The organism is Stygiolobus sp. CP859M (assembly GCF_037389975.1).
Classification (GTDB): domain Archaea; phylum Thermoproteota; class Thermoprotei_A; order Sulfolobales; family Sulfolobaceae; genus Stygiolobus.
Genome location: NZ_JBBHKS010000020.1, coordinates 85,118 through 108,962, shown reverse-complemented (window position 1 = coordinate 108,962; position 23,845 = coordinate 85,118). Strand labels below are relative to the sequence as shown.

At 38.1% G+C, this 23,845-nt stretch carries 23 protein-coding genes, 2 tRNA genes and 2 pseudogenes; 14 read left to right on the top strand and 13 right to left on the bottom strand.

All coding sequences use genetic code 11. The annotated features are described in order from the left end of the window. Window positions 1-9 precede the first annotated feature (9 nt). Window positions 10-546 (bottom strand): 30S ribosomal protein S13, encoded by a 537-nt coding sequence (locus WIW72_RS09980; RefSeq protein ID WP_337702478.1) that lies wholly within the window; start codon window positions 544-546, stop codon window positions 10-12. A 25-nt stretch (window positions 547-571) separates the two neighbouring features. Continuing rightward, on the bottom strand, window positions 572-1,846 hold the full coding sequence (locus WIW72_RS09975; RefSeq protein WP_337702446.1) for an AIR synthase-related protein: 1,275 nt from the start codon (window positions 1,844-1,846) through the stop codon (window positions 572-574). 33 nt (window positions 1,847-1,879) lie between these two features. Here WIW72_RS09975 and WIW72_RS09970 point away from each other — a divergent pair, with 33 nt between their 5' ends. From WIW72_RS09970 to dnaG, 4 genes are read left to right on the top strand one after another with little or no spacing between them, the layout of a single operon-like run. Beyond that, window positions 1,880-2,284 (top strand): secondary thiamine-phosphate synthase enzyme YjbQ, encoded by a 405-nt coding sequence (locus tag WIW72_RS09970; protein ID WP_337702448.1) that lies wholly within the window; start codon window positions 1,880-1,882, stop codon window positions 2,282-2,284. Window positions 2,285-2,328: 44 nt separating this feature from the next. Beyond that, window positions 2,329-2,658 carry a hypothetical protein gene (locus WIW72_RS09965; RefSeq protein WP_337702450.1) on the top strand — a complete coding sequence of 110 codons (330 nt, stop codon included), beginning with the start codon at window positions 2,329-2,331 and terminating at the stop codon, window positions 2,656-2,658. Window positions 2,659-2,703: 45 nt separating this feature from the next. Next, the gene (locus WIW72_RS09960) at window positions 2,704-3,789 is read left to right on the top strand and encodes a tyrosine--tRNA ligase (protein ID WP_337702480.1); all 1,086 of its coding nucleotides are present in this window, start codon (window positions 2,704-2,706) and stop codon (window positions 3,787-3,789) included. 17 nt (window positions 3,790-3,806) lie between these two features. Then, window positions 3,807-5,042 (top strand): DNA primase DnaG, encoded by a 1,236-nt coding sequence (dnaG, locus tag WIW72_RS09955; protein WP_337702452.1) that lies wholly within the window; start codon window positions 3,807-3,809, stop codon window positions 5,040-5,042. A gap of 8 nt (window positions 5,043-5,050) precedes the next feature. Here the strand turns inward: dnaG and WIW72_RS09950 are convergent, their stop codons facing one another. Together WIW72_RS09950 and WIW72_RS09945 are read right to left on the bottom strand one after the other, a co-directional pair. Next, a complete protein-coding gene (locus WIW72_RS09950; RefSeq protein ID WP_337721425.1) occupies window positions 5,051-7,396 on the bottom strand; it encodes a DNA-directed DNA polymerase in 2,346 nt (781 codons plus the stop codon). 40 nt (window positions 7,397-7,436) lie between these two features. Beyond that, the gene (locus tag WIW72_RS09945) at window positions 7,437-7,898 is read right to left on the bottom strand and encodes an N-acetyltransferase (protein WP_337719714.1); all 462 of its coding nucleotides are present in this window, start codon (window positions 7,896-7,898) and stop codon (window positions 7,437-7,439) included. Between the two features lie 24 nt (window positions 7,899-7,922). Here WIW72_RS09945 and WIW72_RS09940 point away from each other — a divergent pair, with 24 nt between their 5' ends. Then, the gene (locus tag WIW72_RS09940) at window positions 7,923-8,942 is read left to right on the top strand and encodes an mRNA surveillance protein pelota (RefSeq protein ID WP_337721424.1); all 1,020 of its coding nucleotides are present in this window, start codon (window positions 7,923-7,925) and stop codon (window positions 8,940-8,942) included. Here WIW72_RS09940 and WIW72_RS09935 read toward each other — a convergent pair. Genes WIW72_RS09935 through WIW72_RS09925 form a run of 3 tightly spaced genes read right to left on the bottom strand, consistent with a single transcriptional unit; the run spans window position 8,919 to window position 11,089 of the window. Then, a complete protein-coding gene (locus WIW72_RS09935) occupies window positions 8,919-9,935 on the bottom strand; it encodes a radical SAM protein (RefSeq protein WP_443294969.1) in 1,017 nt (338 codons plus the stop codon). The two genes, WIW72_RS09940 and WIW72_RS09935, sit on opposite strands and share 24 nt — an antisense overlap. Next, window positions 9,904-10,437: a DUF1122 family protein gene (locus WIW72_RS09930; protein ID WP_337702460.1), complete on the bottom strand. Its 534-nt coding sequence runs from the start codon at window positions 10,435-10,437 to the stop codon at window positions 9,904-9,906. Before WIW72_RS09930 ends, WIW72_RS09935 begins: the two co-directional genes overlap by 32 nt. Further along, the gene (locus WIW72_RS09925; protein WP_337702462.1) at window positions 10,424-11,089 is read right to left on the bottom strand and encodes a nucleotidyltransferase domain-containing protein; all 666 of its coding nucleotides are present in this window, start codon (window positions 11,087-11,089) and stop codon (window positions 10,424-10,426) included. The genes WIW72_RS09930 and WIW72_RS09925 overlap by 14 nt, the downstream gene beginning before the upstream one ends. 142 nt (window positions 11,090-11,231) lie before the next feature. On the opposite strand from WIW72_RS09925, the gene WIW72_RS09920 reads away from it, so the two are divergent. After that, entirely contained in the window at window positions 11,232-12,221 is a 990-nt protein-coding gene (locus WIW72_RS09920; protein ID WP_337702463.1) for a site-2 protease family protein, read from the top strand. Here the strand turns inward: WIW72_RS09920 and lysS are convergent. Then, entirely contained in the window at window positions 12,205-13,686 is a 1,482-nt protein-coding gene (gene lysS / locus WIW72_RS09915; RefSeq protein ID WP_337702465.1) for a lysine--tRNA ligase, read from the bottom strand. The two genes, WIW72_RS09920 and lysS, sit on opposite strands and share 17 nt — an antisense overlap. A gap of 142 nt (window positions 13,687-13,828) precedes the next feature. Continuing rightward, the gene (gene sul7d / locus WIW72_RS09910) at window positions 13,829-14,026 is read right to left on the bottom strand and encodes a Sul7d family chromatin protein (protein WP_156007647.1); all 198 of its coding nucleotides are present in this window, start codon (window positions 14,024-14,026) and stop codon (window positions 13,829-13,831) included. A gap of 366 nt (window positions 14,027-14,392) precedes the next feature. On the opposite strand from sul7d, the gene WIW72_RS09905 reads away from it, so the two are divergent. The 3 genes and pseudogenes from WIW72_RS09905 to WIW72_RS09895 all read left to right on the top strand — a co-directional run bounded on the left by WIW72_RS09905 (window position 14,393) and on the right by WIW72_RS09895 (window position 16,318). Then, a complete protein-coding gene (locus WIW72_RS09905) occupies window positions 14,393-15,127 on the top strand; it encodes an IS1 family transposase (protein WP_337702467.1) in 735 nt (244 codons plus the stop codon). A 139-nt stretch (window positions 15,128-15,266) separates the two neighbouring features. Continuing rightward, window positions 15,267-15,970, top strand: a pseudogene (locus WIW72_RS09900) (IS6 family transposase). 272 nt (window positions 15,971-16,242) lie between these two features. Next, window positions 16,243-16,318 (top strand) — tRNA-Pro (locus WIW72_RS09895). Window positions 16,319-16,346: 28 nt separating this feature from the next. Here the strand turns inward: WIW72_RS09895 and WIW72_RS09890 are convergent. The 4 genes and pseudogenes from WIW72_RS09890 to WIW72_RS09875 all read right to left on the bottom strand — a co-directional run. Then, a pseudogene (locus WIW72_RS09890) lies at window positions 16,347-16,423 on the bottom strand (putative integrase); the annotation flags it as partial. Window positions 16,424-16,706: 283 nt separating this feature from the next. Next, the gene (locus tag WIW72_RS09885; RefSeq protein WP_337702469.1) at window positions 16,707-18,242 is read right to left on the bottom strand and encodes a 4-hydroxyphenylacetate 3-hydroxylase family protein; all 1,536 of its coding nucleotides are present in this window, start codon (window positions 18,240-18,242) and stop codon (window positions 16,707-16,709) included. A 247-nt stretch (window positions 18,243-18,489) separates the two neighbouring features. Next, on the bottom strand, window positions 18,490-19,914 hold the full coding sequence (locus WIW72_RS09880; RefSeq protein WP_337703200.1) for a phenylacetate--CoA ligase family protein: 1,425 nt from the start codon (window positions 19,912-19,914) through the stop codon (window positions 18,490-18,492). 32 nt (window positions 19,915-19,946) lie between these two features. Continuing rightward, complete coding sequence (locus tag WIW72_RS09875) at window positions 19,947-21,119, bottom strand: 3-hydroxyacyl-CoA dehydrogenase (RefSeq protein WP_337703202.1); 1,173 nt, start codon at window positions 21,117-21,119, stop codon at window positions 19,947-19,949. Window positions 21,120-21,212: 93 nt separating this feature from the next. Here WIW72_RS09875 and WIW72_RS09870 point away from each other — a divergent pair, with 93 nt between their 5' ends. From WIW72_RS09870 to meaB, 5 genes are all read left to right on the top strand, one after another. Continuing rightward, window positions 21,213-21,665, top strand: a complete 453-nt coding sequence (locus tag WIW72_RS09870) for a GNAT family N-acetyltransferase (RefSeq protein ID WP_443294965.1) — start codon at window positions 21,213-21,215, stop codon at window positions 21,663-21,665. Window positions 21,666-21,819: 154 nt separating this feature from the next. Next, entirely contained in the window at window positions 21,820-22,131 is a 312-nt protein-coding gene (locus tag WIW72_RS09865; RefSeq protein WP_337703204.1) for a transcriptional regulator, read from the top strand. 153 nt (window positions 22,132-22,284) lie between these two features. Then, window positions 22,285-22,419, top strand: a tRNA-Trp gene (locus tag WIW72_RS09860). Between the two features lie 71 nt (window positions 22,420-22,490). Continuing rightward, window positions 22,491-22,919 carry a cobalamin B12-binding domain-containing protein gene (locus tag WIW72_RS09855; protein WP_337703206.1) on the top strand — a complete coding sequence of 143 codons (429 nt, stop codon included), beginning with the start codon at window positions 22,491-22,493 and terminating at the stop codon, window positions 22,917-22,919. Then, entirely contained in the window at window positions 22,909-23,844 is a 936-nt protein-coding gene (meaB, locus tag WIW72_RS09850; protein ID WP_337703208.1) for a methylmalonyl Co-A mutase-associated GTPase MeaB, read from the top strand. The genes WIW72_RS09855 and meaB overlap by 11 nt, the downstream gene beginning before the upstream one ends. The last annotated feature ends 1 nt before the right edge of the window (window position 23,845 follow it).

Below are 23,845 nucleotides of genomic sequence, written 5' to 3'. Positions count from 1 at the left end.
TATTCCACCTCACTTCTTAGCTTGTCCACCACCTGAAGAACCCCCACCACCGGAAGATTGTGCTTTAGGCTGAGCTTGAGCTTGAGGCTGAGCAGCCTTTGACCTTCTCACACCTACAGTAGTTCCAGTTCTACCCGTAGTCCTTGTTCTCTGCCCTCTAACCTTAAGTCCTAGAGAATGCCTTACTCCTCTCCAGCTTCTAATCTTTTTCTCCCTCTCTATATCGTTCCTAACATAAAATATCAAATCAGAAGTAACTAAATGTAAATCTACACCTTCTTCATAATCCCTCCTTCTGTTATACAACCATGTAGGTAACTCAGGGATTTTCTTATTAGTCAAATAATTCTCTATCTTCTTTATATCCTCGTCAGAAAGTTCTCCTAACCTTCTGTCCTTGTCAAGACCTAATTTACTAACAATAGCTCTTGCGGTGTTATAGCCTATCCCTTTAACCATTGCAAGAGCGTAAGGAACCTTCATAGTACCATCTACGTCTTGCCCGAAAAGCCTAACGATATATTTAAACTGCTGTTGTTCCGACATTAGCATCAGCTTATACACCTAATTACTAACTTGCTTTTAAAGTTTTCAATACATTTTCTTTCTTCTCCTTTACGAGTTTTAACGCATCATTCAACCTATGTCTAATTAATTCCTCGCTGTAACTTGTCTTATTTCCTATAATTTTTTTAATCGAAGTATAGGGGGACTCTCTAAATCCCATTTCTAATCGGTTTCCCCTTTCGTCGACAAGCTTGCCCTTATCGGCCCTCACTATACGACCAATTATACCAGCTCTTATACCAGACTCAGTAAGTTTTTTCAGTATCACGTCAGGCTCTTTAGTGAAAATCGCAATAGAATCTATGGATAAACCTAAAGGGTCTATTCCCAAAGAGTTTAGCATCTCGTAAACTTTGGGGTTTATAAGCGAGATAAAAACCTCTTTTTCAAGTTCAATACCCAAGTTTTCAGGCAACTCGTAAGCCGTGGCACGTATTCCACCGTTAGTAATGTCAGTAGCACTGTGAACCTTGTTGACGATAGATTCTTCACTAATTACTCTACATGTAACTAAGTCTACGAGAGATAAGGTCTCCCTCACTACATCATAAAAACCATTATAAATTGCAGTAGTAGTTATAGTACCTCCTCCGTTTCCCTCGGTCATGACTATATAGTCGCCCTCTTCGATCTTATCCCTGCTAAAGAAGACCTTCTTCAATAAACCCACGGCTCCTATACCTCCACTGATCCTTTCCCCTATAACTAAATCTCCTCCGATCCTTAACGTACTACCCGCAAGAATAGGAATACCTAAAAACTCCGTAACCGACATTACTCCAGCCTCAAAATCCAATAACATTCCCAAATCACTGTCGTCAGACAAATGTATATCAACCAGAACTCCTATCGGTTCTGCACCTTTTACCATAACGTCCCTTAATGCTGCTCTTGTAGCGTGAAAACCTGCTAAAAAGGGGAAGTATGCTAATCGGGAATGTATTCCATCGATCGAGACTACTACGTTCTTGTTAACTCTAGCATCTTCGAATTTATTTAAGCCACTTAAACTCAGGATCTTTTCATGAATTATATGGTCACCTTTCCCCCTAGAGCCTAATCCCGCCTCACCAGCCTTGAGACCGGTTACCGGGTAGGAAAGAAGTGGTTCTATTTTTGATGCAATTATAGACTTTTTAACTTCTTCTATTATAGCATCTGTTAACTGCTCTTTGAGTTGATAATCTTTCCCTTTGTAAAACTCAATTTCCTCTATAATCTTCTTTCTCATTTCTTCTATATTAGGATATAATCTCCTAGCGATACCTTCTAAGTCCATATAATATAAAAAAGGAATTGCAATATTAAGCATATGAAAATACTTTCAAAGGAGTTTCAGGTAAAGACCAAGAGTCGTTTTGAAAGTATAGATATAACAGACCTAGTTCAAGAGAGTATAAAAGGTGTGAATGAAGGTATAGCCTATGTTATAGTAAAACACACAACTTGTGCAATAACTATTAATGAAGCCGAGAGGGGATTAATGAGTGATTACATAGAATGGGCTAAAAAGTTGGTTCCTCCAGAGGGGGAATTCAGGCATAATATAATCGATAATAACGGACATGCTCACGTGATATCTTCTATAATAGGAAATTCAAGAGTAGTACCAATTACTGGAGGAACGTTGGATCTCGGAACTTGGCAAAGGATAATCTTATTAGAGTTCGATGGGCCAAGAACTCGAACAGTTCTCGTTAAAGTGATGGGAGAATAATAGCTTTTTTAGTTGATTTTTACAATATTATTCGGGCTCTAGTTATGCCACCATCGCCCTTAACAATAATCGATAAAGTGGAGTTATGTACTACTTCTTTATGTATTGAAAAAGTTGTGGACGAATATCTTACTTCTCTAATGAGAAAGATAAAAGAAAGCGAGAAAACAATTGACAACTTCAGGCTTTTTGATGAGGGAGAAGACTCGGTTAATGAAAGGGAATTCTTTAATTATTATAAGTTTACAGAGGCTCTTATCGAAAAAGTGATAGAAAACGACATAGATCTCAATTTCATAATCAACGATTTAGTTGAAAAATTGGGCAAGACTCATCCGGTCGTTCTATTCCTTAAGCAACTCACTGAAGAATAGGATTTTTTATTTTATTTTAGTCTCTTTATTTTGGGGATGCTTACTTTGAACGTAGACGAAAAGCTAAATCTAATAAGGAGAAATACGGAAGAAATAGTAACACTAGAAGAACTAAAGAAAAAACTGGAAGAAGGAAACAGATTAAAGGGATATATAGGCTTTGAACCTAGTGGGCTGTTCCACATAGGTTGGTTAATATGGGCACAGAAGGTTAAGGACTTAATCGAAGCAGGCGTTGATATATCAATATTAGTTGCCACGTGGCACGCATGGATAAATGACAAGCTAGGAGGAGATTTAGAGAAAATTCGCTTAGCCGGGGAATACGCAATAGAGGTGTTAAACTCTTACGGAGTAGACGTGAGTAAAGTAAAAGTTGTTTATGCTGAAGAATTCGTGAAAGACCCGAATTATTGGGCTCTAGTAATTAAAGTAGCTAAGAGTACGAGCCTTGCGAGGATGAAGAGAGCTCTTACAATAATGGGAAGAAAAGCTGAAGAAGCTGAGCTTGACACTTCAAAATTAATTTATCCGGCTATGCAAGTTGCTGACATTTTCTACCAAGACCTAGATATAGCCCTAGGAGGAACTGACCAGAGAAAGGCTCACATGCTTGCCAGAGATGTAGCTGATAAATTGGGCAAGAAGAAGATAGTAGCAATTCACACTCCTTTATTAGTAGGACTTCAAGGAGGTCAAAGAATGAACGTTCAAGGGATGGATGAAGACGACTATTTAGCTTCTATAAAGATGAGTAAGTCCAAACCAGAAACTGCGATTTTTGTTCATGACCCACCCGAGCTAGTGGAAGCTAAACTGAGAAGTGCGTATTGTCCTAAAGGAGTTATAGAAGATAATCCAGTTCTACAAATTAATAAGTACATCATATTTGCGAACAAGGGAGCCACCTTGAAAGTGGAAAGGGATGTAAAGTATGGTGGAGATATAGAGTTTAAGACTTATGAAGAACTAGAAAGAACTTTCGCTGAAGGCAAATTACATCCATTAGACTTAAAGCTTGCAACAGCGAGAAGACTAAATGAGATCCTAGATCCAATTAGAAAAAGTCTCTACTCGAAGACCAAATACGAATCCCTTATCTCAGATCTTGAAAAAAGTGTAAGTAGATAAATAGAAGGTGTGAAAAAATGAAATATAACATAGTCCTTAAATTTGAAGTAGAGGGTATTGTAGATAAGCCTGACGTTATAGGAGCAGTTTTTGGACAAACCGAGAATTTATTTGGAGAGGACTTCGACTTGAGAGAATTACAAGATAAAGGTAGATTAGGTAGAATATCAGTTGAGATAAATACTACTAAAGGTAGAAGCGAAGGAACAATAATAATTCCTTCTAACTTAGATCGAATTGAAACTGCACTAATAGCTGCTATGGTCGAAAACGTAGATAAAGTGGGACCCTATAATGCAAAATTCCAGTTAGTAGAAATTCAAGATATAAGAGAGGAAAAGATAAAGAGGATAATCGACAGAGCAAAGGAAATTTTATCTAATTGGTCTAAGGTAAGAACACTTGACATAAGAGAAGTTATTTATGAAATATCTTCAGCCGTAAAGACCGGAGAAATAATAGAGTATGGTCCCGAAAAATTGCCCGCAGGCCCAGATGTAGAAAAGGATCCAGAACTCATAATAGTTGAAGGAAGAGCCGATGTAATAAATTTACTCAAATACGGGTATAGAAATACCATTGCAATTGAAGGAGCTACTGGTAAGATCCCTCAAAGCGTAATAGACCTAGCAAAACAAAAGAAAACAGTAATAGCTTTCTTAGACGGTGATCACGGAGGAGACTTAATACTTAAGCAATTAATGATGAGCAACATAAAACTTGATTACGTCGCTAGAGCTCCAGCAGGAAAAGAAGTCGAAGAACTAACTGGAAAGGAGATAGCTAAAGCACTTTCTAACATGATGACAGTATCTCAATACTTAAAGAAGCAACAAGAGGCTCAGCAAGCCATAAGAGACGCGATAGCTCCAGAGACTAAACAAGTGTCTGTAACTAACGTAAGTATTAAAGAAGAACAGATTCAAAAGTCAGGACAACAACAAATAACCATAAACATTCCGCCTAATGTAGTTGAAGAAATAAAGAAACTGCCTGGTACGTTAGAAGGTATACTTTATGACGAGAACTGGAACATAATAGAAAAAATCCAGGTTAGAGATATAGTCCAAAAACTGGAGAATACAAACGACAACAGGATCAAATATATCGTGTTTGATGGAGTAATAACACAAAGATTGGTAGACTTAGCTTCCTCCAAAAATATAAGTATGTTGATAGGAGCGAGGATAGGAGGTATTTCAAAGAGACCTAAAAACCTTGAATTATTGAGTATCTCTGATGTTATATCCTAGGACACCGTCTATTTCTTAAAGAAGCTTAATATGTCCGTACCGCCACTTTTAAGAGAATCTTCTTTTATACCAAATACTTTTAACACGTGCATAGCTGATGGAATTATTTGATTATCTACGTAGTACGAAATATCAATTCTAGAGTTATCCTTCACAAGGAAATAAGGTTCAGCCCTTTCCGAAAGTTTATTAGTACCTTTAACAATAACGTAACCTATCTTACTTCCCTTAGTCACCAAGTATCCTGCTTTAATTGCCTTCTTTGCTGCAACTACGTGAGGAGCTGTAATTGCGTACTCATTAACATCTTTATCCAAGCCTTTCCAAATTATGAGATCTTCTATCTTGAACTCTCCACGTCTTAGGGAAAGAACAGTCTTCCGTACGTATCTAACAGCATCATCAACCTTCCCTGTCCTGAGTATGATTTCTATTACATTCCTTTGCACTTCTCTAGCCAACTCACACCAATCTCCTCTGATAGCTTCAAACCCTACAATGTCAATCCTTCCGTCTTCTGTTATTCCTGCATATCTTTTTTTACTCTCTGTAAAGAGGACTCTTCTGTATACTTTATCCACCTTAATTTCTATACCGAACCTCTGAGAGATCATTTCTTGGAGCTTGTTTATATCCCCGTTTCCTTTTATGAATATAGAGTCCGTATCACCGTAAATTACTTTGAACCCGTGCTCCGTAGCGATCTTAGCAGCATCACTTATTATACTCCTCCCCCATGCCGTTACAGCCTCAGCACCTTCTCTGCTGTACCATCTTGCGTTAATCCATCCCATATAACCGTAAAAAGCATTTGCCATTACTTTCAACGCCTTTTGTCTTTCGTCTAGCAATCGTTTTTCATATTCGTCCTTCGTTTCTTTCAACTTAGATTTAATCTCCCTCCTCTCCTTTACCAAATTCTCCAGTACGAATTTGTATAGACCAGGTGGTTCCTTTCTAAATTTATGACCTATGGGCGAGACCCAACAATCATTACATTCACCCTTAACTAACGTGTCGGGACCTACATTATATTTGATCATTACAGAGGGATACATTGATGAAAAGTCGAGGACTATTACGTTTTCATGAATTCCTTGAATAGGTGATATAACTAGCCCTCCTTCATAACTTTCGCCAGTTCTCTCTTCCTTATTCGGTATGAGCTCGTTGTACTTATTTGACTCTCTCATTAATAGCCACTCCACTCTGTAACCTACACTCGCCATAGATAGCTGGTCTAGTGGAAGTCCAGTAATCCTCGTTAACTCTATTGCAAAAGGTAGGAAGGATTCGCCAAGAAGATATACAGACCTTGCATTATCCGCTACATATTGAATCACCTTGTTTTTCTTATCCTTATCTTCCCACATCTTAGGTATCTCATACCACTCTAAGTTAACTCTATCTTCTTTTTTGACAATCCCCAAGTAATCACATATGTTCTCCAACGTCTTGATTTTTACCTCTGATACAGAGTTCACGAAGCCAGCCAAGTCCACGTTTAATCTTCCAGTCATCGAATAGTGCCCGTAAACACCTTGTGAGGGTTCCCCATTAACCCTTCTACCAACATCTAGCTTTAAGCCCTTAGAATGAGCCCTCTCCAAAAGATACTGTAAATCAAACGAGTTAGTGTTAAAGCCATAAACAATGTCGGGATCATAATCCTGAAAGAAAGCAACAAACTCCTTAATTATTTGTTTATCGTCAGAATCGGAAGCCACGAACTGCTTCGCACTATCGTCTGTTTTAACTGCAATTACTACTATAGGGTCTTTTCTGGGATTAGGAGAGCCTTGTTTAGAATACACTTGAATGCTAAAAGAAAGCTTTCTAAGCTTCGGTATGGAACCTACGTATTGTTCTTTTATGTTCTTGATTTCATAGACCTTATTAACCCTGAAGTTAGTATTTCCTACCTCCTCTACCTCAGCTTTAATCCAATGGAATGGCTTTATGTCCTTATCTATTGAGTACCTCATGTAAAATCTTATATCAGCCTCTAACACTTGCTTTACTCCTTTAACTTTAAGAACTTCATCCCTATATATTCTAACGTAAGCGGGTATCAGTGTTTCTATTCTTAATACAGTAACGGGTTGTCCAAATAATTTCTTTCCTTTGATTGGAATTATATCAGTTATTGGTGATCCAGACTTACTAAGCTTTTTTATTTCCTCTACAATATAGTCTACTTCTTTTTCATCAACAACCACATAGAAATACGATCTGAAATTTTTCTCTAGAAGAACAGTCCTTTGTCCTTCAGTGTCAATTGCCCAGATAAAGATGACTGGTATATTGTCAATTACGTCATATGAAAAATCAAGTATGAAAAAGTCTTTAATCATAAATTATATACCACTTCTCATGTATTATAAAGGCAATCAATCACTCAAATCCAATTCTATCTAGCAAATCTTTAACCATAATAAATGCATGTTGGTTTCTACCATAGTAATTTAATTGTAATTTTACCACTTTATATCCGAGTTTGTTATAGAAAGAAATTCCATCTTTATTTCCGTAATTAACTTCAAGATACGAGTGAGAGCAACCTTTTAATCTAAACTTCGACTCTAGTTGCATTAAAAGCATAGAGCCCACCCCTCTTTTCCTTTCCGTCTTTTTTACTGCAATAGATACCACATGACCTCTATAACCGTATTGAATCACGCCTAAAGAATATCCCAATACCTTACCTTTCTCGTCCTTTGCAACTAAAAATAAGTCGTCTGCTAAAAAATAATAAGCCCTGAGTAAAGAGTAAGGATAAGGATTCTCAAAGCTCTCAAGTTCTATTGCGTAGATCTCGTTAAGATCGTCTTCGTTCGCATTAGTTATAATTACCAAACTTCCACACTAATTTATTTAGCAATGAGGATTTTAGAAATTGACGAAAAGAAAAACCTAATAAAATTACACGTGGAAGACGAGGACGACTTATGGATATTACACTTGATTCTTGAAAAAGGAGATATAGTAATAGCAAGAACTACAAGAGACGTAAGCATAGGAAAGGATAGTAGGAGGATACCCATGACAGTAGAACTTGAAGTAGAACATACTGAATTTCAACAATATACGTCAAGACTCAGAATACATGGAATAATCTTGAATGCGCCAGAGAGGTTCGGAATAAAGGGGGCTCATCACACCATTAACCTAGATCTAGGAGACGAAATAATAATAATAAAGGAAAAGTGGTCTGAGTTCTCATTAGAAAAAATAAAGAGACAAGCTGAGAAAAAAGGGAAATTACTTATTGTATTAGTGGACTTCGACGAGTATTTAATAGCAACACCTATGGCTCAAGGGGTTAGAATATTACAAGAGAGAAGTTTACCATCACCTAATAAAGAGAATGAAGGAATAATAGAAGAGAACGCTAAAGAAGTCGCTGAAGAGATAAGGAGCTACCTAAACTCTCTCTCAACTAACGTAGTGGTATTGGCTGGCCCTGGTCCTTTTAAGGAAATAGTTGCAAAACATTTACAAAACGTAAAGGTCTATATAGATAGCGTATCTTCAGCCACCAGAAACGGCTTGAACGAGATCCTGAGAAGAGATGTTATTAACCAAGTCTATAGAGATTACGAACTAGCAGAAGAGGTAAAAGTTATGGAAAAGATCATGGAAAATCTGTCGAAAGACACTGGTCTTATAGCTTACGGGAAAGACGATGTTAAAAAAGCTGTAGAGTACGGTGCAGTAGACACGTTGCTTGTAATCGAAGATTACCTATCAGCTGATACGAGAGAAGAAATAGAGCCTGTATTGGAAGATGTCGAAAGGAAAAGAGGAAGAGTGATGATCGTACCAAAGGATTCAACTATTTATTATCAAGTGAAAAACCTTACTGGAATAGTTGCATTACTCAGATTTAGGATAAACTAACTTTTCTGATATTCTTAATCTCCTCTGGTCTGGATGTTCTTCTACCAATAATACCTCCGAAAAAAGGTTGGAGAACTCAGGAGAAATAGCCCATATACCATCACTTATCTTCTCTCCGTAATCCGACAAATCCATATTACTCCTGACAATAGCCCTTACTACTGTTCCCTCTGGAGTCCCCTGCTCGTAAGGTTTGGAGGAATACCTGATTATCCGCAAAAATCTGGTTCTAGTCTCCACAACGTCTTTATAGACGGAACTACAGTAATGTAGTGCTAAATTACACGTCTCGTATCTTCTGAGTAGTGATAATGCTACTTCAGCACTCTCCTTTACCCCCGTGAGACCGTGGTTAACCTTGTACCCTTGAACGTTAAGGGGTTGAAAATTCCTCTCCGTAAGCTCCAATTCATTAATATTGATAAATTTAACTCCCTTCTCAGTACCCCACTTAATAATTTTTTCTAGATAATCCTTTTCATGAGGTAGCGAGGGAACTTCTATTCCCACATCGAAATCGAACTTTAAAGCCTTCTCTATAGCTTTAAAGTACTCATCTTTAACTGGGTGAAATCTTATCTCATCTAAACCTACTGCTTGCAACTCTCTTAAAACGTCGTAAGTTACATACCTACCACTAGTGTAAAGATGAACGTGAAAGACTGAAGAAAACTCATCTTTTAGCATTCTGATCAATCTTACCACTCGGTTGAGTGCTAATATTGGATCCCCTCCAGTGATCCCAGCCCCTAAGGCGTTCATTCTGTAAGCTTCATATATGAAATCACGTAGTGTCTCTACTTTTGCCTCATTAGCATACATTACGTCTTTACCGAACCTTTCGTTACTGACTGGACAATAATAGCAGTTATCACCACACTTTCCAGTTATATAAACTACAAGCTTACCCCCTAGTCTACATAATTCACAGCCTTTGGGTAATGCCGTATAAACACCTATGTCAGGATTTCCCTTTAGCAATTCTCTCTTCAATATATTTCCTTACATCCTCCCTTTTAACTTCACCTAATAGCTCCTTTAACTCCCTCATTTCGTCCTCTTCATTATAAGCCTTATTAGCCTGTAATTTAGGAATTCCTTCGTTACCACCTTCAGGAAAATACCAGTCCTTAAACCAAGTAAAACCCGCTTTGATGAGGGAGAAACCCAGTGGGGTATCTGCAGGATTATATCCCTGAATTAGCATCTCCCTGGTTTCCGGGTCTTTCAAATAGGTCACGAAAAACTTCCCACCAGGTGGCAAGAAATGATACACAAAGGAGAAAAATTCGTCTTCTAGTCCTTCATTTCTCAACCACGGGTCGTAATCTATCTCTAACCAAGGGGTGTAATAACCCCTACCAGAAAAGTAGTAAGCTTTACCTAAAAATTTCCCATTAATAAGCACTAAAAATGTTTTTAATTCCTTAATGTGTGTAGGTCTGACGTCTTTACTTTCTATCTCTAGCCGATTTCCTACCTTACCTCTTAACATCAATAGCTCTACGGAAATATTTGTTATTCTTATATAAATTTCTGATAGCGTTCTCAAAACTCTCATCTCTGTCCAGTTCGTATTTAAGAAATACACCTGAGTGACCCCTATCTTCTCTTTTAGTCAATAGTCTCTCACGTTCTAAAATCGTGTCATAAGATACGTTCTTCAAAACTTTTGCTGCATAATCCTCATTGCCCTTGAGAGGTATTTCAATGTGACCATTCTCCGTAGGGATAATTATCATTAGCTTCTTGTTTACTCCTGAAATTCTTATACCTTTTTCGATATCTTGGGCGGAAACCAGCCCACCAAAATAATAAAACTCTACTTCCTTTCTGGACATTTTAGATAACGGAAAAGAGATAACCTCTTTCTCATCAGGGTCTAAAGAAATATAAGCTTTTGGAGTCGAAAAAGGTGTAGCTTGAACAATGAACTTGTGGTCGGCATTTAACAAGTCAAGTTTCAAGATGTCTGGCGAAAACACAACCACGTCTATATCACTATCCTCATGAACGTCTCCTCTTGCAACGGAACCATATGTAAAACCTTCTTGTCCCAACATACGTAATCTAGAGAGAATACGTAAAGCCCTATCTCTCTTTTCAGCTAACAACTTCCAATGCCTCTCAGTATACTCTACTTCCATCTGATTTAATAGTGACTGGAATTAGTTATAAAATGTGAACACTCCTGAGTTGTTTTTCCTAGGGCTAGTAATATTTTGGTTGGTTTTATACCTCATTAAAAATAAGCTTGAAAGACGCGGATTCCAAATATACCCTTTCCTTTTGCTTTGGAAAAAAGGAACGAGAAGTGAGTGGTTTCCAAATATTGCCAATAAAAGGTACTACAAAATTTTCGAGAAAATAGCCCTTATTTTAGGACTTGTGTCAATGGTGGGTGGAATATCACTAGTGGTGTACGTGTTTCTGAATTTAATTAACGCTTATTTCATATCACCTAGTCAAGTAGCTCAATCTCAAGTACCGAGATTAACTCCAATTATTCCAGGTGTAACTATAGGGATCAATCAAGTACCTTGGTTATTACTCGCTATTGGAATATCTGTAACTCTCCACGAACTAGCGCATGCAATATCTGCCACATCAAATAAAATTAAAGTAAAAGGAGGAGGCATCTTACTACTTCTTTTCTTTCCCGGCGCTTTCGTTGAACCAGATGAAGATGAATTCATGGGTTCTCCAATATCTGCAAAACTGAAAGTAATCTCGGCAGGGATAGCAGTGAACCTAATATTAGCTGGAATAGTCTTTCCTTTTGTGTTTTACCTACCGCCTTTAATCTCCCAAGGTCTTCAAATAGTTGCTGAAGTACCTCATTACCCAGCTTATAATACATCGATACCAGTTAATTCAGTAATACTAGCTGTTGATGGACATAAAGTAAATACTCCTGATCAATTCAGCTACTATTTGAGCCAATCAACACATGTTAACATAACTTTGCTACTTCCAAACGGTAGTGTGATAATTAAAACTCTAAATACGACCCCAGACCACAAAATAGGAGTTTACATAACTTACGATTACCCACCTATACTTTATGCTATATTAGACTTTGCGTACTGGATGTTCACGATAAACTTTAGTTTAGCACTACTCAACGGTGCACCGCTAATAATTACTGACGGAGGAAAAATATTTACTGAGCTGATCAAAAAAGTCGGATTAAGCGAAAATGTGTCCTACGTTATTCAAGGACTTCTCGTAGTAGTGTTGATAGGAGCGATAGTGCTATCCCTCAGTCCTCCTCAATAAGTTTAGCACTCAACATCGGGAAGGGTATAACTTCTTTGATACTCATATTGTTTGTGAGCAACATCACGAGCCTATCTATACCTATACCAAGCCCACCAGTCGGTGGCATTCCGTAACTTAGCGCCCTGATAAAGTCCTTATCGTAGGGGTGAGCCTCTTCGTCCCCTTTCTTAAACATATCCTGCTCTTGCCTGAACAACTGGTCTTGTAGGATAGGGTCATTAAGTTCGGTGTATGCGTTAGCTAACTCCATCCCAGCTATGAAAAGCTCGAACCTCTCAACAAGTCCAGGTTTTGATCTATGGGGCTTACAAAGGGGCGTAGTCTCTATCGGATAATCTATTACGAACGTAGGCTGGATCAAATTGGGAACTACTAACTTATCGAATAATTTCTCTATCATAAGTCCCCTAACGTAGGTGTCGCCTCTAGGTCTTAGTTCGTACTTCCTCATAAGCTCCTTTAATTGTTCATCAGTCATCTCCTCAACGCTCTTGCCCAAAGCTTCCGATACCGCTTCTAACATGGACACTTTCCTGAACTGAGAGAACTCTATTGTATATTCCTTTCCTGCAATTGTATACGTTAGCTTGAGGTCGTTACTTTTAACCTTCCTGACAACCTCTTGGATCATTTGTTCGGTTAACTTCATAATATCATTATAATCTGCATAAGCCCAGTAGAGTTCTAACAACGTGAACTCGGGGTTATGAGTAACATCTATATCCTCATTTCTGAAGACTTTACCTATTTCAAAGACCTTATCGAAACCTCCAACAATATACCTCTTGAGGTAAAGCTCTAATGATATTCTTAGATACCAGTCCTCATTAAGATAGTTAACGTGGCTCTTAAAAGGCCTTGCCAGTGCTCCGCCATATACGGGCTGCAAAATTGGGGTCTCAACTTCAACAAAACCCTTTGAGTACAAAAATTCTCTAATAGTTCTTATAGTAGTATAACGGATTTCCATAGCCTTTCTCGCTGAGTCGTTATAGAGAAAATCTACATACCTATGGGCATAACGGAACTCTGGGGACATCTTAGTCCAATCTGGTGGCTCTATTAGTGCTTTAGCCAACATAGTGTAATCTTTTACTCTAAGTGTTAGCTCTCCCTTCATCGTATAGAATAAATCTCCTCTCACACCTATTATATCTCCACGATCTACGATCCTAAAGAAGTCCTCGTATTTTTCGCCTAGCTCATTCACTCTGAGCTGTAATTGTAACCTCTCGCCCTCATCGAATATGTCTACAAACGATATCTTTCCATGACGCCGTATATTAGCTACTCTACCAGCAGTAGAAATATCGAATATGAAGGGGTCAGTAGGTTTCTCACTCCTTTCAAATTTCCTTATCTCAGGGATTGTATGAGTTATTTCGTATTTTTGTGGATAGGGGTTTATACCTCGTTTCTTCAACTCCTCTATGATGGCTATCCTTCGTTCATCCCATTTCAAGTGTGATCACTATAATCTAACTACATCAGAAATAAGCCTAGTGCTCAATTTAGCGTATCAGATAAAGGAGGGGAAACGAAAAACAAGAAAATATAAAAAAGTAAAAATCATTAGTACATATTCTTACTTTTTCTTACTTTATTTACTTTCCTTTCTCGGCTTTTGCTAACATGTCTAATAGCTCTTTGGGAGCGTCTTTCTCGCTTACAGCTCCCCTACCAGTCTTTCCGTTGTCGTCATAAGTGAAGGATATCATTTTTCCTACTCTCCAAACCTTCTTTATCTTTGAAGTATCTACTTCTTTCTCTTCTCCCTTATACTTGAACTTTACCTTTGCCATATCTTATCATGGTATCTTACGATACTATCATAAATAAACCTTACGGTATTAAGTTGAGTCATACTTATGATATTCTCTTAATAATTTTCCCCTAAATATGGGAGTGAATTTTAATTTGAAGTTATTTGTAATAATTGGTTTGTCTAATTTAATTCTTGAACTAGAGATGAAATAAAGACCTAATCGAAATTTTTGGACTATTATAGTATTAATAAACGTTTAATGTAAAGAGCATTTCAGCTTTAATGTTTAGAGGTTGAAGACTTAGACCTCTTATATAGTCCAAATCACATCAACCAAGTAAACGTTGAGTGTGGAGATAGTGTCGTCGTTAAGTTATTTATATTTGTATAACGAGTATTACTTATGGGTAGGAAGCCTGTATTTAGGAAAGACGTTTCTTGTCCCTCTTGTGGTAGTCATCACGTTGTTAAGTGTGGTAGGCCTTTGGGTAGGCAGAAGTATTTGTGTAGGGATTGTGGTAAGTACTTCTTGGGTGATGCTAGTTATCATCATCATTCTAGGAAGTTGAGGGAGGAGGCTTTGAGAATGTATGCTAATGGTATGAGTATGAGGGCTATTTCTAGGGTGCTTAACGTACCTCTTGGTACTGTTTTCACTTGGATTAAGCGTTATGGTAGGAAAAAGTATGAGAAGTTGGTTGAGTTGTGGGGTAGGGCTAAGGAGTTGGTCAAGGGTAAGGTTGTTACTAAGGTTGTTGATGAGATGTGGACTTACTTGTACAAGAATACTAGGGCTTTTTACAAGTGGGTTTTCACTTGTTACGTGTACACGAAGCTGGGAGTTTACCTCATTTACTCTGTGGGGGATAGGGATGAGAGTACTTTCCTTGAGGTCAAAAAGTATTTGCCCGAAGAGGGTAGATGGGTGAGCGATGATTATAACTTGTACTACTGGTTGAAAGACCACACGGTTGTCTCGCCAGTTAACCCGAACGAGTCCTTTCATTCCTCATTAAGGGATAGGCTAAATAGATTCAAGAGGGCAACGAAGGCAGTAAATAGGAGCATTCGTAGCATGATGTACTCCATAGCCCTAGTCTTGTGGGAGAGAAGGTTAATCCCAGAATTTGTAACTTAATGACGACACTATCAGTGTGGACAACAATTTTGTTAATTTAATATAATTTTATTCAACAATCTTTTCTCGTTCTGTAAGAAATTGTTTTCGCGTAATACTATTTAAGGGTGAGCACGGGGTTTTTTATCTTGGTGAGCACATGGGAATCAAGTGGAAAGTTCCCGTGCTCACCCAAATTGTATTATTGTTATTTGAGTATATTAATGTTAAGCCAAGGTTTTACACTAGAGAGCAAGTAGCGCAGGCGTTGGCAGAATACTTGTGTGGTTTGTCCTCTTGGAGGGCTAGTTTACCACATTCTACACTCTTGTACTATTTTAGGAGGTTGGGTTATGTTAGGTATGTTGTTTCTTTGAGTGGGGTTTATGCTGTTGATGAGACTAAGGTTTTGAGTGTTAAGGGGGAGTATTATTACTTGTGGATTGTTAGGGATGTAAGACTAGGGCTGTGCCTTTCTTCATGGTGAGGAGTGCTAGGAGTGGTGTTCATGTGTTAGTAATTCTCACTGCAATGAGGGGCATGGAGGAGTTAGCTAGTAAGTATTTCAAGAGGGTGGACGAGGTAGTATACTTGCACGATGGTGCTTCAATATACAACGCTTTCACTTGGCTTAACGTAAATCACAAGAGGGTAACGTTCGCAAAAAGGGACTATGCGGAACAAGGTTTTAGGAGTGTCAAACATAGGCTTTCACCAATGGACAAACACTTCCCTTGGAACTCTAACGCAAAGACGATCGAGAGATGGTTCGCAACCTATTTCCTTATCTATAACATCCTTTACTGCCCGGTGTATTTGTTAGATAAGGGGGTGATAATAAATGTAAATATTTCAAATGAGTGAAAATGTTGTCCACACTCTAAACGTTTAGAATAATTCCTTTAGCGTATACTGTGACACTGAACAAACTGAGAAAGCCGTAATCGCCTAAGGAGTTGTTGTACCAGAGATTAAATAATCACGTCATTAACTCACTTCATCATCTAAGCCACACGCTAAAAGTTGAGGTAAAAATCTTATTTTTAACATCTATTACGAGACCAGTAATTATTAGTCTGAGGAGGCTAGAGCGAAACGTTTTTAACTAATTACGCGTTAATAAAAAATAACAACATGGGGGCGTAGTCTAGCTTGGACTAGGATGCCAGGCTTGGGCCCTGGTGGTCGCGGGTTCAAATCCCGCCGCCCCCACATTAGGGATACCCCTAACACCTCCCCTACTAATATAAAATTCGATCATCTTGTCTAAAGGACCAACGTAAGTTCCTTTACGTTACCCTTTGAGTCCTTCTTTATCTTGTAAACATAATACTTCTTCCCTCTTTTACGAATCTTATATTACCCTGCTGAGAAAACACTATAACCCATATTTAAACTATAGATTAAACAAGTGGTATAGTTACGAGTTTGGCCGGGATGAAGAACGCTTAAAGTACACAGACCAGAAGAATAATTAGAGAATCATAATAATTACAATGAAGAAATTAACATCTAAGAAGATTTAGAATTTTTTATTTAAATTTAATTTGTTAGAGTAAAACAACTAGTGAATAGGAAAAAGGGAAAGAAACAAAATACTTTACTGTTGCTTTTTCTCTTCAATCGACTTACTCTTCGCTAACTTCTCGGTTTCAGACTCTCTCCACGGTTCTGCCTTTTCAGTGAACTTTACGTTAGATTTCATTCCAGCTAACTTCTTTGCTACCTCTTCTGAATAGTTTAAGTCATAGAGTCTACTGAACATTATTCTCTGGGCAGCTGGACTACCAGCACCATGAACTGACTCTATCATAAACGCAACGCCCATGCTCACGTTCTCTAAAAGCCTAACCATTCTTAATCTATCTTCAGCTGTATAACCTTCTACTCCTTGTAAGTATTTTGCAATATACTCCCTTAGTTTAGGGTTCTTTAGATCCCACTCGCTTGGCGCAGTTCCTATGATTCCTCCTGCTATGTCTATTGCTAATTGTGATATCTGTGCTGGAAACCTAGCTACTAAGTGCTTTGTAACATTTGCGTGCATAGGGTTTACCCACCAGCAGTTAGGACAAGGCTGAACCGCATTTAGACTTGCGGCAATTCCTGCAGCATACATTGTCTCAGTGAGGAAAATCTCTTCTGTTAACTTTTCTTGAGCGTGAGAAGCTTTCTCAATTCCAATTTGCTTTGCTAAGTTGTATGTGGCTCCGATTATTACATCACCCAGACCGGCTTTACACCCTCCGTAACCTTGCCTATGATATGCAGAGAATATTTCCACGAGCTGTGAAGTGTATTGCCAGTCCCTTAGTAAGAACACCCTTTCCATTGGAACAAATACGTTGTCAAATATTACCAGTCCCTCATGATTGTAGAAATAAGGTAATGCATCTATGTCTCCTCCTTCCATTCTCCTTGCGTCGTTTAATTGTCTTCCAACTATGATCTTAATCCCTTCTGTGTCAGTAGGTATAGAGAATGCTACAGCATAATCTTGGTCTTCAGGACCCATTGCCCTAGTTGGGAGTACTACTATTTCTTCGCTGGCAGCTACACCTGTAATGTTTGCTTTTGCACCGGAAATGTATATACCATCCTTTGTTACTTCTGTAACTCTCACGTAAGCGTCTTTGTTCTTTTGCTGACTCGGCTTTAACGTCCTTACTCCTTTTGTATCTGTCATCGCTCCGGCTAATGCTAAGTCCTTCTTTTGAACAGTCTTCAAGTACTCAACAAATCTTTCTTTAGGCTCAGTCTTACCCTTTTGTGCCATTAACTCCGTTACGATATACAATGTGTTAAGTGCGTCAAAACCTACACATCTCTGGAAACAAGCTCCAGTTTTGTGGCTTAATTTTCTTAAGAGTTTTACCTTAGCGGCTAAGTCATCTGGTGATCTGTGAATATGATTAAACCTGTTTACTTCTTCGTTAATGAAAGGGCTCCATGCCCTTGCAAGCTCCTTGGTATCCTCTTCCCACGGAGCATCAAAGGTAGCCTTAAATGCCATTATTGAAGGTTTAAGAAATGGGTGAGTGGTTACGTCTTTTACTTCTTTACCCATCACGTAAATTTCAGCCTTATTCCTAACTTTTATTGCCTCCAAATATTGCTCTCCAGTTCTTAGTCCCATGGGTATACATTGGTGTTTAAAGTTTTTAAACTTTCGTATAACCAAAATTATCAATTTTATAAATAGGATATAGTAAATAAAAAAGGAGCGAAAATATAGTGTATTTTACTCTTTTTTTTTTTTTTTTTTTTTTTTTTTTTTTTTTTTTTTTTTTTTTTTTTTTTTTTTTTTTTTTTTTTTTTTTTTTTTTTTTTTTTTTTTTTTTTTTTTTTTTTTTTTTTTTTTTTTTTTCCTATCTACTACACGTTTATTTCTTTTTTCTCTGGTCAAGGAAGACTTGTAACTTATATCCAGTCCAGACGCTCTGACCGGGTTTTAACCACTCTATCTCTACGTCATCAGGGTTTATACCTAATCTACTGGCTAGAATCTCCTTAGCTTGTCTGTCGTATTGAGGGTCTACTAATTCCTTCCTTGTCTCTATCTTAATCTTCAGCTTATCCATTTCGTTGTCGTAAATCACGAGGTTGAACATACCGGTCGTATCAGGTATCTCATTTACAGCGTCTTCAACATATATCGGGAATAGTAGTTTACCTTTCACTCTGAACATCCATTCAACTCTTCCAGGTATAGGTTCTGCGAATCTCATGTGAGTAATGCCATACACTGGATCAGGATCTGTTATGAACTCGTTCTTTACATAATCACCCAGACTGTACCTGATCAAAGGCATGGTGAAATGATTTAACAATGTTGCTATTAGCTCTCCTCTCTCCCCTTCGGAAACCGGTTCATCGGTCTTAGGATCTACTATATCGAATATCTCCATGTCCTCCCATACTACCAGTTGTCCTTCCGAACCAGGTATCTCTATGGCCATATGACCGTCAGTAGTGCCCCAAACGTTTATGGCTAACTTAGCGTTAGGGTGGACTTGGAATAGTTTCTTCTTTGTATTTTCTGCCGCAGCTCCTCCGTGGAGGAGTAAGACTTTGAATGGTGTTTCCCATCCTTCAAGCTTAGCTTCCTCTCCGATAAGTCTGTGCAGCCATGGGGTTGTTGCGAATACGTCGACTTTCCACAATTTGAATATCAGCATGTGTCTGTTTTTCCATGAGAAGAAAGTCTCTCCTCCTCCAGCAATCGCTGTAGCACCACATCTCCACATTGCAGTTTCAACTACTGGGGGACCCCAACTATAGAAGCCGCTCATATTGAGGTAATTAGCATAAACTATTGTTGGTTTTACTCCAGCAAAAGTCCAAAGGTACCTAGCTTGCCCCTCTTGGAAGTAGTCTAGTTCTAAAGCACCCCAACCTTGGAAGGTCGGAAGACCCGTAGAACCAGATGTAGCGCCTACGAATCTTATTCTCTTAGCAAGCTCGGGATGCATTATAGTTCCGAACGGGGGATTAGCTTGAAGGTCTTTTCTCAGTTCATCTTTTCTCAGAATCGGTATCTTCACAATATCTTTCCAATTCTTGATCATGTCTGGCTCGAAGCCTTTACTCTTCCAATAGTTTCTGTAAAACGGAATGTTATCCCAAGCCCATTTGACTATTCTCTTAAGCCTGAATGTCTTCAGCTTTTCTAACTCTTCTCTGGGCATTGTCATTACTTTTTTGTTCCACAATTTCTCAGAGGGGTCTGGAGGATATGCGTTTCTTATAAAATTCTCTCTCCTAAGTTCTTGATGAACGGCCTCATATTCGGCTAATACACTTGACATATACTTAGATTGTATAAACTATTTAAAAAGTATTAATATTTGTGAAAACCTTCTCCTTTGCCCTTCCCGATCTTACCTTCAGACACAAGTTTCCTAAGAAGCTCCGTGGGCTTATACGCTTGATAACCCTTAGAATATATGTCCTCGAGATTCTTCAATATCTTATCTAAACCCACTTCGTCTGCCATCACCATTAACCCCTTTGGGAAGTTGAAACCGTATATCATTACCGTATCTACGTCCTTAGCAGACACTATACCATTTTCTACCATCCAACTAGCTTCGTTAACGGCGAGTGAGATTAACCTCGCGGGATCTACCTTGCTTGATTCGGGCAGTTGGACTTTAGCGTATTTACCTGGGGCTGGATATGTATAGAATCCTTTTCCTGTTTTAACCCCCAAGTTTTTCTCGTTTACTTTAGTTTTGAACATTGAGCAGTTTACATCAGGAGTTCCTCTGACAACCAATACATTCCATATATCTACTACCACGTCGAGTCCTACATAATCAGCAAGTTCAAATAAGCCCATTGGTAACTTAAGTTTATTCCTAGCAGTACTATCAACTTCTTCTATTTTAGCTTCTCCGCTCTCTACTTCCCTACATGCTTCCTGAAGTAGTCTAATAAATATCCTATTAGAGACAAAGCCTGGTATTTCATATTTTAAACTCACCGGGATCTTATTCATTTTTTTAGCTAAGTCTATCGTTAAGTCTACTGTTTCTCGATTTGTGTATTTACTTGGAATTACTTCCACGAGTTTCATTATAACTGGAGGATTAAAGAAGTGCATCCCTATTACTTTCTCCTTTCTATTTGTCGCCTCTGCTATATCTGAAATGGGGATAGATGACGTGTTAGTTGCCAATACTGCATGTGACGGCATAACAGTGTCCAACGTCCTGAACACAGTTCTCTTAAGCTCTAGCTTTTCGGGAACAGCCTCAATGGCAAAATCTGCATCTTTAGCAATGTCATAAGAGGTGTTAAAGGATATTCTATCCAGAGCAGCTTTAGCATCACTTATCTGTTTTCTTTCTGCTAGCTTGTTCAGGGACTCTGAAATGCGTTCTTTAGCCTTGTTTAAAAAATCCCAAGATATGTCTATTAGAGCAACTTCAAACCCAGAAAGTGCAGCTACTTCAGCTATTCCATGTCCCATTGTACCTGCTCCAACTACAGCTATTTTACTAATCATCATGTAAGAGAGAAAAAAGTAGATTATAAATAACCATGTTTTTACACCTTTTTTATAATCGTAAGTGTTTTTATACCAGATTACTAAAGTATAAATATGAGTTTGGAGCTACAAGTAAATTATCGTAAAGCAGAGGAAAAAGATTGGGAAAAAATTCTAGAACTTTATAACTCTTTATCGTCCGAAGATCTCTATTTACGTTTCTTTTCTTATCATAGGCTTACACTCGAAGAAGCAAAAAAGATAGTGAGCGGAGGAGATCACTACACTATAGTAGCCGAATCTGAAGGAAAAATAATAGGAGAAGGAACTTTATATAATGATGGAGAATTCGCTCTAGTAGTGCATCCAAATTGTAGAAGAATAGGGATAGGAACTAAGATTGTGAAAAAATTGATAGAGAAGGCTAAAGAAGAAAAATTGTGTGGAGTAAAATTTTACACTCTGCCAGATAATTATCCCATGATAAGAATAGGGAAAAAGCTCGGATTTACAATTAGTGAAGATGTTGATGAGGTTTTTGGTTATTTAAAGCTAAATTGTAGTTAAAAATAATTAAAAATTACGAGAGAGTAAATTAACAAAGTTTAAAGTAACTTTTATTAAATTATAATACGAATGTTTATTGTAGTGAACAACTATTACTGGAAAAAAGTTAATAAGTAAAAAGATTCAAGCTCCTTGCGAGACCTCTATAAAAGAGGTGATACCAGCAATTAGGAGTATTTTGGCTCAGGAGTTAATTAAAAGAGGTTATTCTCAAAAAGATATAGGTGAACTACTCGGTATATCTGTTGCGGAGGTAAACTATCTTATTAAAGGTAAGAGAGGAGACTTAGAAATAGAGAAAGAGCTGGAAAATGATGAAGACTTCGCCGACTTAATAAACTCTTTTGTAAATAAACTAGTGAACGAGAAAGATAGCGAGGATACTGTGATCTCACTATGTCCTCTATGTAGTTACGCTAGAAGAAAAGTCTTAAAGCAGGATTCGGCTTGTCCTTATGATATATGATGAGCTTCCAGGCTCTGGAACCGTGAAGATAGATTGCAAGCGCTGATTTACGTAGTCTTGCTTTTCCTACTATCCTTCCAAAACTTCTTTCCTTGATTTCAGTTAAGTTTATTTTCTTTGTCTCCAAATCGATTTTAGTACATGATCGATAATGGGCCCGTAGCTCAGCAAGGTAGAGTGCCGGGCTCCAGATATGGAGAACATTGGGTCTAACGACCCCTTTATGGGGGATGAGCGGTATCTGGAAGAGAGACCCGGTGGTCCGGGGTTCAAGTCCCCGCGGGCCCATTATTTTTAATAGCTGGCTTGTCTTCTGTTCATACATATAAAGATTTTAAACAGTATAAGCGGTATTATATGTGATGAGTCAAGAGAGAAGAATTAAGGTTCTCGTGGCTAAGTTAGGTTTAGACGGACATGATAGAGGGGCTAAAGTAATTGCAAGGGCTTTGAAAGATGCGGGTATGGAAGTAGTTTACACGGGATTAAGACAAACACCTGAGCAAATAGTTAAAGCAGCCTTGCAAGAAGACGTGGATGTCATAGGAGTGAGCATACTAAGCGGGGCACACTTAGAACTGGTTCCTTTGGTAGTTCAACAAATGAAAGAAAAAGGATTAAACGATGTAGTGCTGGTAGTGGGAGGAGTTATTCCCCCACAAGACATACCTAAGTTAAAAGAGATTGGAGTTGACGAAGTATTTTTACCCGGATCAAGTTTGAAGGAGATTACTGAGAAAATAACTAAAGCGGTAGTTACTAAGAGGGGCTTAAAGATTGCTTCTTGAAAGAGCACTTGAAGGAGACGAGCTATCAATTTCACGTCTTTTAACAAAGATTGAATATATGTCCAGTGAAGGGTTAGAGAGCTTACAAGAATTAATGAAGAGATCAGGGAAAGCTCATGTAGTGGGAATAACAGGCTCTCCCGGAGCTGGTAAGAGCACCTTAATCGGAGAGTTAATCAAAGAATATGTAACTAGAGGCCATAGAGTAGGTGTAATACTGATAGATCCTTCAAGTCCGTTTAGCATGGGCTCTTTTATGGGCAATAGGATAAGATTGACAAGTGTTGAGGAAAAGAATGTATTCGTTAGGAGTATTGCCTCGAGGGGCCATCTAGGAGGTATATCTTCTGAGGCACTAATGCTTATTGAAGCATTAGACGGTCTTGGCTTCGACAGAATTATAGTGGAAACTGTAGGAGCAGGTCAGACAGATACAGACGTAGTAAACGGAGTTCACACGATCGCTGTAGTAAACGTTCCGGGGACTGGGGATGAAATACAAGCTTTGAAAGCAGGAATTATGGAAATAGGGGATGTATATGTAGTAAATAAAGCTGATAAAGTGGAAGCAGAAATGCTGTTTAACGTCTTACGCTTCGCTATAGACACAGCAGAAGTAGATTATAGAGACGGATGGAAGCCTAAGCTCGTAAAAACGATAGCTACTAAAGGAGTAGGGATTAAAGAAACGGTAGATATTTTTGAGGAACATCTGGAATATTTAAAGCAAAAAGGTATCTTCGACAAGAGAATAAGAGAAAGAAGAATAAAGATGATGGAGTTACTATTGAGAAAGAAAGTAAACGACGTTATAACAAAAATCATTAGGGAAAACAACGAGATAATATCGAAGAAGCTTAATGAGGAACGCGATATAATAGGTATTCTAAATGAAATGTATAAACTAGTTAAGGAAACTATGTGAG